The 8,463-nt window shown below is 58.2% G+C and carries 8 protein-coding genes and 1 pseudogene; 4 read left to right on the top strand and 5 right to left on the bottom strand.

Annotation, left to right across the window (positions count from 1 at the left end):
* A pseudogene (locus WA989_RS05915) lies at positions 1–393 on the bottom strand (hypothetical protein); the annotation flags it as partial.
* Between the two features lie 173 nt (positions 394–566).
* Between WA989_RS05915 and WA989_RS05910 the strand changes: the two are divergent.
* The 3 genes from WA989_RS05910 to kdsA all read left to right on the top strand — a co-directional run bounded on the left by WA989_RS05910 (position 567) and on the right by kdsA (position 5,026).
* The gene (locus WA989_RS05910; RefSeq protein WP_424339581.1) at positions 567–1,379 is read left to right on the top strand and encodes a hypothetical protein; all 813 of its coding nucleotides are present in this window, start codon (positions 567–569) and stop codon (positions 1,377–1,379) included.
* 120 nt (positions 1,380–1,499) lie between these two features.
* Positions 1,500–4,148: a glycosyltransferase family 4 protein gene (locus tag WA989_RS05905; protein ID WP_424339580.1), complete on the top strand. Its 2,649-nt coding sequence runs from the start codon at positions 1,500–1,502 to the stop codon at positions 4,146–4,148.
* A 26-nt stretch (positions 4,149–4,174) separates the two neighbouring features.
* Entirely contained in the window at positions 4,175–5,026 is an 852-nt protein-coding gene (kdsA, locus tag WA989_RS05900; RefSeq protein ID WP_424339579.1) for a 3-deoxy-8-phosphooctulonate synthase, read from the top strand.
* A 7-nt stretch (positions 5,027–5,033) separates the two neighbouring features.
* Here kdsA and WA989_RS05895 read toward each other — a convergent pair whose 3' ends face one another.
* From WA989_RS05895 to WA989_RS05880, 4 genes are all read right to left on the bottom strand, one after another.
* A complete protein-coding gene (locus tag WA989_RS05895; RefSeq protein WP_424339578.1) occupies positions 5,034–5,483 on the bottom strand; it encodes a YcgN family cysteine cluster protein in 450 nt (149 codons plus the stop codon).
* A gap of 14 nt (positions 5,484–5,497) precedes the next feature.
* Positions 5,498–5,773 (bottom strand): GNAT family N-acetyltransferase, encoded by a 276-nt coding sequence (locus WA989_RS05890; RefSeq protein ID WP_424339577.1) that lies wholly within the window; start codon positions 5,771–5,773, stop codon positions 5,498–5,500.
* Positions 5,770–6,057, bottom strand: a complete 288-nt coding sequence (locus WA989_RS05885; protein WP_424339576.1) for a GNAT family N-acetyltransferase — start codon at positions 6,055–6,057, stop codon at positions 5,770–5,772. Before WA989_RS05885 ends, WA989_RS05890 begins: the two co-directional genes overlap by 4 nt.
* A 243-nt stretch (positions 6,058–6,300) precedes the next feature.
* Positions 6,301–6,483: a CsbD family protein gene (locus WA989_RS05880; protein WP_424339575.1), complete on the bottom strand. Its 183-nt coding sequence runs from the start codon at positions 6,481–6,483 to the stop codon at positions 6,301–6,303.
* 107 nt (positions 6,484–6,590) lie between these two features.
* Here WA989_RS05880 and mnmD point away from each other — a divergent pair, with 107 nt between their 5' ends.
* The gene (mnmD, locus tag WA989_RS05875) at positions 6,591–8,423 is read left to right on the top strand and encodes a tRNA (5-methylaminomethyl-2-thiouridine)(34)-methyltransferase MnmD (RefSeq protein ID WP_424339574.1); all 1,833 of its coding nucleotides are present in this window, start codon (positions 6,591–6,593) and stop codon (positions 8,421–8,423) included.
* The last annotated feature ends 40 nt before the right edge of the window (positions 8,424–8,463 follow it).

Raw genomic sequence — 8,463 nt, 5'->3', positions numbered from 1 at the left:
GTCTTCCAGAATGGTGCCACTGGCCGTGGCCTCGACCTCGGGCTGGCGGTCCTTGTAATAGGAATCCATGTCTATCCAGGCGCACGGCTTGCGCCATTCGCGGCCGCCAGAATTCAGATAGTGAATGATCGCCGGTATACCGGCATTCCGGACATCCTCATAGGTCTCAAGATAAAAGAGCGGATCGAATATGGGATGCGGCGACCGGTTCTCCAGATAGCCGGTACGCAGGTAATGCGCGCGGGCTTCGTCTGCGTCTGAAGAGATGTCATCGTATAGGGCGGCATACCACCCGGCATCGAACACGATGTCGATCAAAGCGGCGATTTCTGCATCGGGCGCGAGCCTGTTCTTCGCGTAGCGCCCCGCACCCTTGATCCTGTCCTTCAGCATCGGCTGCCCCCCAAAATTTGCGCCGTCTGTTATCCGGTCTGCGCTATCCAAATTGGCCAGTGGCCTTTGAGGCACAGTCTATGCAACATTCCCGCCACAAAGCCCTACAACGCTTTGAGTAAGGGTAAAAACCTGTCGCGAAATGGACCAGGGGCGATTTTTTGGCGAAGAGTGTGACAAAAAAAGGGGAAACGGACATCAAATTCGATGTCAGAATTCCCTTCCATCACAAGGACTTTCCTTTTGTGCTGATGTGGTCGGAGAAAGCCGGCTGCACGAGCTTGGCAAAATGGTTTTTCTGGCACCTCGGCCTGCTCGACGAAGCCTTGGACTATCACCCATGGATTCACAATTACGAGAACGAAAAGTTCAAATCGCGCAGCGGCTATGTGCAAGATTGCATAAAGGCGATCGAGTCAGGCAAACCTGTGATCAAGTTCGTTCGCAATCCCTACCGCCGGGCATTCAGCGGATACCTTGAACTGTGCAGCCCGAAAATATCCCAGGGCCCGGCTCACTGGACAAAGCAGTGGCGCCGCCAGGTTATTGGATATCTCACCGGTTATACGGCCGAGTTGGAATATGGATTTTCGTTCCGCCAGTATGTCGAATGGTTGACGGCCCAACCAAAGTTTTTCCTCGACCTGCACTTGCGACAGCAATTCCAGCCGGTCGAGCAGAATCTCGATCTTCGCTACTGTAAAATCGACGATGACGCCAATGTGCTCAGAGCGCTCGAAACGGAGTTCGGGCTAAAAAGCTCTGAAGGGCAAGACGCATTGTTTGCATCCGAGCATCACCACAAAAAGATAAGTATCGCACCTCGGCCGGCGACGTTCTTCTTCGACGTTGCAATTCCCGTACGCCGGATACGCCACTTTCACATTATTGAGCCGACGCTCGAGGAAGTTCGGCGCGATATGGTAGGAATGAAACTCGCGCGATACTTCAGCGATGACTTCATAACCTATGGATATGAAATCTGAGCGTCCGAATCAGCGCCAACCAACATTCTTAACAAAATGTAAATTAATTTTTTGCAATGGGCAGAAAGCTGTGGCACAGTTCTTGAAGTATTGGGGACATAGTGATTTCGGGGACGGATCATGCCAGCAGATGGTGCCGCGCACGCGTGGACGACAATTTGTTCGTCCAATTACATTGCCTATGTGAGAGTCTTGTTTGAGACACTGAAACGGTCTGACCCGATTGCAGCGGACAATTTTTTCCTGATTCTCGCAGATGACCCGCTGCCCCGTCAGCTCGAAGACAGCCTGCCCTTTCCTGTTATAAATGCTGCAGATCTAGGACTTGCTGAAATCTGGGATATGGCCATCCGCTACTCGATCGTGGAGTTCAACACCGCGATCAAGCCAAGCGCGCTTCGTTACCTTTTCGACCAGGGCTTTGACCGCGTCACCTACCTCGATCCTGACATGGCCGTGTTCAAGCGCATGTCACAAATCGGCGACCTTCACGATGCCGGTCACGATCTCATTCTGACGCCGCATTCCACATCACCGCTGATTGACGGCAAGGATCCTGACGACATCCGCCTGATGAGGACGGGCGCTTATAATCTCGGCTTTATCTCGGTTCAGGACAGCCGGGACACCAGAGCTCTGCTGGACTGGTGGCAGACACAGCTTCTCAAGAATTGCCGGGTTGATCTCGATAATGGCCTGTTCGTGGATCAGAAGTTCATGGACCTTGCCCCGTCCTATTGCAGTCACACACACATCCTTCGCCATTCAGGCTACAACGTCGCTTACTGGAACCTCGCCTCCCGAAAAGTCGAGCAGGTCGACGGCGTCTGGAAGGCTGGCGGTGAAGACCTCTATTGCTTCCATTTCAGCGGCGTCGTTGCGGACAATCCCAATATTCTGTCTGTGCACCAGAACCGCTTCACGGCAGACAATATCGGCGATCTGCGCATCATGCTGCTTCAATATCTCAACAAGCTGAATGGCTATCGCGGCGATGCCTTTGCAGACATTCCTTATGCATTCGGCCGCTTCAGCGACAGCTCAGATGTGCCAGACATTTATCGCAAAGTTTTCGCTGCCGAAAACAAGCCTACCATCCGCGCCAGAAACGACGCTTTCGCAGCAAATCTGGCGCTACTCGATACGCCGGACAGCAATTTCGATCAGAGCGAATATCCCTTCACAAAGGTGATGTCGGCCATCTGGAAAATCCGGCCAGACCTGCGCGACGCCTTCAATCTGTCAGACAGGCGTGGCCAGGAAGCGTTCTGTCGCTGGTTCATCAGCGCAGCAGAGCGCGAATACCAGCTGCCGCAGTGCGCATACGCATCTGTCAGGGCAGCACTCGAATTCAGCGATGTCGAAACCGCAGCATCGGCCAGGAGCATGCTTGCTCGGAAGATCATGCGGGTTTCGGTGGGTGAAAAGTCACTGGCCCGAAAGACTTTCCGCGCGCTGCCGCATGTCGCACGCGTCCGCATCCGGGATTTTGTCATTCGCGCCGCAAGCGGCCACAGCCCTTATGGGGCCCGCGTCGCAACAAGCACGCGAAAAAACGGATCGCTCACGCCCGGCTTCGCGCTATTCGGCTATATGTCGGCGATGTCCGGTGTGGGAGAAGGCGTGCGGCGGATGACCAGCATTCTGGGCTCAGCGGGCCTTGCAGCCTCTCACCACATGATCGATGCGCATGGGCATCCAAGCGAGCAGACCGATCTCGATGCAGGCTCGGCAAGCGAACCGTCGCCATACAATTGCGCCCTGTTTCACATCAACGCCGACCAGACGCCCAATATCTTGAACAGCCTGCCGGCTTCTGCCATTCGCGGGCGCTACCGGATTGGCTACTGGGCCTGGGAATTGCCAAGCTTGCCTGACGCCTATGTTGAAGCGCTGGATTATGTAGATGAAGTCTGGGTGCCATCGAACTATGTCAGACGCGCGGTTCAGGAGAAAACAAACAAGCCGGTGCACGTTGTGCCCCATGCGGTGCCGCGCAAGCCCGATTCCCGCGAGATCCGGATCAACTTTGGCCTGCCCGCCAGTAATTTCCTTGTTCTCTGCGCCCTTGATCTGAAATCGCATATCGCGCGCAAGAACCCGCTGGCCGCCTATGAAGCGTTCTGCAAGGCCTTTCCTGAGCCTTACTCAAAAGAAGGTCCGCGGCTGGTTCTGAAAGTCATAAGCGGCCCGGACCAGCTCACGACAAGCAGGGATCTCTTCGCAAAGGTTCGCAACGACAAGCGCGTGATCTTCATTGACATGCCTATGAGCACCGAACGCTACACCGCCCTGCAGCGGCTTTGCGACGCCTATATCTCGCTGCACCGGTCCGAAGGCTTCGGCCTCAACATTGCCGAATGCATGCAGCTCGGCAAACCCGTGATCGCAACTGATTATTCTGGAAACGCCGACTTTCTTTCCGACAATCTCGGATATCCGGTCCCCTACAGCCTCATTCCTGTAAAAGAGGGGGAGTATCCTGAGGCAGAGGGCCAGGTCTGGGCCGAGCCGGACGTCGATTACGCTGCTGCTGCATTGCGGCACGTGTTCGACAATCCGAAGGACGCCAGAGCCAAGGGGCTTGCGGCGAAAGCCCATATGCAGCGCCACTATTCTGTGGAGCGCATCTCCGAGCTGGTGCTTGAACACTATGCCCGAATTCAGGACACGGCCTTTGCCAAATCCGTTGTGCGCGGACCGGTGCCAATTATAGAACCTGCCAATGCGCCGATCGAACAGCCGATCAGCATGGGAAAACTAGCCTGAGCGGCTAAAACGAGCTAAGCGGCGGTATGATTGGAACATCCCTGACCGTCCGCAACTGGACCATCGGTGCCGGCAAGCCGCTTTCGGTTATTGCCGGCCTGAACGTGATTGAAGATGAAGCGCTGGCGCTGACCATTGGCCGCGAGCTGAAATCGGTCTGCGAAGACCTTGGCCTCCCCTATGCCTTCAAGGCGAGCTTCGACAAAGCCAACCGCTCCTCGATCAAATCCTATCGCGGACCGGGCCTGGAACAGGGCCTTGAGATCCTTGCCAAGGTCAAATCAGAGCTTGATGTGCCGATCTGCACCGACCTGCATGAGCCTTTCCAGGCAATCCCTGTCGCCGCGGTTGCCGATATCGTGCAAATCCCGGCCTTTCTCTGCCGCCAGACAGATCTTGTTGTCGCAACCGCAGAAGCTGTCGAAAAGAGCGGCGGGGTCATTCAGGTCAAGAAAGCGCAATTCCTCGCGCCTCACGACACGCGGAACATCGTTTCCAAGATTGGAGAAGTGATGAGCAAGCCGCGCGTCATCCTGTGTGAGCGCGGCACCAGCTTTGGCTACAACAATCTGGTCGTGGACATGCTCGGCATCGATCAGATGAAACAGGTCGGCTGCCCGGTCACCATCGATGCTACCCATGCCGTTCAGCTGCCCGGCGCCGATCCGCGCACCGGCGGCGCGTCGACAGGCGGCCGGCGTGAAGGCGTCGCCACAATTGCAAAGTCAGCGATTGCCGCCGGCGCGGACGGCGTCTTCCTCGAATTCCACACCGACCCCGACAAGGCCCTCTGCGACGGGCCAAGCTGCCTGCCGATCAGCGAAGCGCGGGGACTGCTCACCAAGCTCAAGCACATCCATGAGATTGTGAACACCTAGGCCGCGCTCAAGGCGGATTGCCGTTCCAGTCGATGATCCAGTCGATCTGATCTTCTTCGAGCACCGCGTCTTCGCTGACAACTTCGCCCATGACCGACTGGCCTTGTTCGTGAATACGGTTCCTGTCGCCGCAGACGAGATGGTGCCAGTCAGCGAGGCCGCGGCCTTCATGCACGCGGCGATAGGCGCAGGATTGTGGCATCCAGCGGATTTCAGAGACTGATTTCGGGGTGAGGATTACGCAATCGGGCACTTTGGCCTTGCGGTTTTCATAGTCCGAACAGCGGCAGAGATCTGCATCGAGAAGCCGACAATGCAGGCGCGTATAGGCGATGTCGCCTGAGTCTTCGTCTTCAAGTTTGAGCAGGCAGCATTTCGCGCAGCCATCGCACAGCGACTCCCATTCCTCGGGGGTCATCTCCTGCAGGGTCTTGGTTTCCCAGAATGGCTTTGTCATCCGCCAATAATGGCTCAGGCGAGCACGTCATGCCACTCTTTGTGGCGCTGCAGCTGCACTCGGGCAAAGCCGCAAATCGGCTTCAAGCGAAAGTCCTCTTCGCGCGCCTTTTCTACGAGCGCGCCGACCATCTTCGTGCCAAGCCCCCGTCCGCCAAGCTCACGCGGGACGCCGACAAAATCGACCCGCATGACATCCTTGCTCGCCCAGCCATAGCGTATCTCGGCCTCATGGCCGTCAATATCGGCCGTCAGCCGGTTGCCACTATCTTTGAGGGAGATGTCTGTCATTGGAGGACGTCCTGCCAGTCTGGGTGTTTCTCGATCTGCGCCTTGGCGTAGGGGCAGAGCGGAATGATTGTCTTGCCTTCCTTACGCGCATCCATGACGCCGCGTTCCACAAGCGCCTGGCCGATACCTCTGCCCGACAGCGCCTGCGGCACGCCCGTATGGTCAATGATGATCCGCGTCTGGCCAGCCTTGGAATAAGTCATTTCGGCTTCGTGGCCATCGATCCGGACGAAGTAGCGCCCGCCTGACGGGCCTTCCTCACGCTCGATCTTGATGTCTGTCATTGTGCCTGTCTCCGCTCAGGCCCACCGACCTTGTCGATCATGGCCCGGATTGGTTGATCTGCCTTATATAGCAAAGCGTCAACGCGTTCGAACGGAGCGGCTGGAATAAGTTATATCCACATCGGCACTGCGGATTGCCTTCGAACCCAAGCGGCAAGCGCTTGAGTTCTGCGGCGTCACGGCGCGCATGCGGGAATGAATTGAGTGTGTTTCATTCCCAGCGAACGGGCCGTCTTGTTTGTTCTACTTCTTGTCGTCCGAGGACAGGTCGTCTTTCACTTCGCCGACCTTCTCCTGGCCTTTGCCTTCGGCCTGTTTCATCTTGCCTTCGGCTTCCAGTTCGCGGTTATCGGTTGCGACGCCGGCGACTTCCTTGGCTTTGCCTTCGGCCTGTTTTGCGACGCCTTTTGCTTTATCTTCGCCCATGATGGTTCTCCTTGTTTAAGTTTCGGTCAGCCCACAAATACAACGGATGCGGGCGACGACGTGTTCCGCCCCCTCGCAAATTTCATCTTCCATGCTAGGTGGCGCGCATGAGCAGATTGCCGCCGCGCCCGCTTCTCTCATGGAAAGAGGATGGCACGCCTGTCGATGAACGGGTCGGGGACGTCTATTTTTCAAGGCATGACGGGCTGGAAGAAGCGCGCACCGTCTTCATGAAAGGCTGCGGCTTGCCGCAGCGGTGGGAAGGCAGGGACCGGTTCACAATCGGCGAGCTTGGTTTTGGGACGGGCCTCAATTTTCTGGCGGTCTGGCAGACCTGGCGGCAGACACGGCAACCGGGCCAGTGGCTGCATTTCGTCTCCTTCGAGGGTTATCCGCTCGACGCTGAGGATGCGGCAAAGGCCCTTTCAGCCTGGCCGGCCCTTGCAGATCTCTCCGAGAAACTGATCGCGAAATGGCCTCAGCGGGCGCGCGGCGTCCAGCGCCTTGTCTGGCCGGATGAAGCCCTCACCCTGACGCTGCATACCGGGGAGATTTCAGAGACGCTTCCGCGCGCTCAGCTGAAGGCAGATGCCTGGTTTCTCGACGGTTTTTCGCCAGCGAAAAATAACGCGATGTGGTCTGAAGAGTTGTGGCCGCTGATCCATGAGCGCTGCCGGGAGGGCTCCCAACTCGGCACCTTCACAGTCGCCGGCGCCGTCCGGCGCGGGCTGTCAGAGGCAGGTTTCGAGGTCGAGAAAGCGCCCGGTTTCGGCTTCAAACGCGAACGGCTAGAGGTGCGGTTTTCCGGAGAGGCGGCAGGAAAGCCCGACATTTACGGGCTCCGCTCGCCGGAGGCCGCGCCCCGAAAAGTCCGCATCATCGGGGCCGGGATTGCCGGTGCCTGCGCGGCGCGTATCCTTGCAGACCGCGGCCTTGATATCGAAGTTTTCGACGCGTCGGACGGGCCCGCCTCACACGCAAGCGGCAATCCTCTGGCCCTGGTCATGCCGCGGCTGGATGCAGGCGATACGGTCCAGGCGCGTCTTCTTATCGATGCCTATCTCGCCGCCCGCGCCTTCTATCGCGGGCGCCCGGGAGTCACGGAAACCAACGTCACGCAGCGGCCGAAAGATGCGCGTGAGGAAGAGCGTTTTTCAAAACTGCTAGCTGATCCGCCGCTTGGGCTTGAAAATCTTGAGGCCATCCGGGGCGGCGGATTACTTCACAAAAACGCGCTCATTCTTGAGCCGGCCGCGCTGATCCCGGCGCTGCTCTACGGGATCGAGGTGAGATACAGCGCGCAAGCCGACCTCGCAGACCTGGATCATGCCATACCCACCATCCTCGCGACCGGCTTTGGAACGGGTGACCTGCTGGCATGGCTCGGCCTTGTCGGCCGCAAGGGGCAGGTGGAATATGTCAGCTCGCCAGTGGATGCGCCGCCCTCCGCGCTCGCCAGCGGGCACTATGCGCTGGCCAATGGAACGACACGCCTCTGGGGCGCGACATTTGAACCGTATGAGGCCGAGCCGCTCGAACCATCGCAGAGCGCACGCTCGGAAAATATGGAGGCGCTGAACCGGCTCGATCCCTACTGGCGTCAGGACGCCAGATCGCGCGACATCGAAAGCCGCGCCGGGGTGCGCGCCACGACCCCGGACAGGCTGCCGCTGATTGGCGCCGTGCCTGATGTCGAACAGGCGAAGACCGTCTTTGAGGGGGTACGCCACGGGCAGACGATTGATGCGGATGCACCGCTTGTGCCGGGGCTTTATCTGTCAGGGGGAATGGGCTCCCGGGGGTTTACCTGGGCGCCCTGGGCTGGCGAGATCCTCGCGGCGCAGCTCCTGTCGGAGCCTGCGCCTGCGAGTATTGATGCGCTTGCCGCCGTCTCACCCATGCGGCAGATCCTGAGGGATCTGAAGCGCGGCCGCAGCTGATCAGCTTGCGGCGGCGAAGACCAGCTGGACGCCCGTGTCC

The sequence above is a fragment of the Henriciella sp. genome (assembly GCF_049649345.1).
In the GTDB taxonomy this organism is placed as follows: Bacteria; Pseudomonadota; Alphaproteobacteria; order Caulobacterales; family Hyphomonadaceae; genus Henriciella.
This window is presented reverse-complemented; position numbering and strand designations above follow the sequence as displayed.

What these genes read in the sequence shown, in the direction of transcription:
- WA989_RS05905 (WP_424339580.1), top strand. Translation starts at nt 1,500, where the DNA reads ATGCCAGCAGATGGTGCCGCGCACGCGTGGACGACAATTTGTTCGTCC.
- mnmD (WP_424339574.1), top strand. Translation starts at nt 6,591, where the DNA reads ATGAGCAGATTGCCGCCGCGCCCGCTTCTCTCATGGAAAGAGGATGGC.
- WA989_RS05895 (WP_424339578.1), bottom strand. Translation starts at nt 5,483, where the DNA reads ATGACAAAGCCATTCTGGGAAACCAAGACCCTGCAGGAGATGACCCCC.
- WA989_RS05880 (WP_424339575.1), bottom strand. Translation starts at nt 6,483, where the DNA reads ATGGGCGAAGATAAAGCAAAAGGCGTCGCAAAACAGGCCGAAGGCAAA.
- WA989_RS05885 (WP_424339576.1), bottom strand. Translation starts at nt 6,057, where the DNA reads ATGACAGACATCAAGATCGAGCGTGAGGAAGGCCCGTCAGGCGGGCGC.
- WA989_RS05890 (WP_424339577.1), bottom strand. Translation starts at nt 5,773, where the DNA reads ATGACAGACATCTCCCTCAAAGATAGTGGCAACCGGCTGACGGCCGAT.
- kdsA (WP_424339579.1), top strand. Translation starts at nt 4,175, where the DNA reads ATGATTGGAACATCCCTGACCGTCCGCAACTGGACCATCGGTGCCGGC.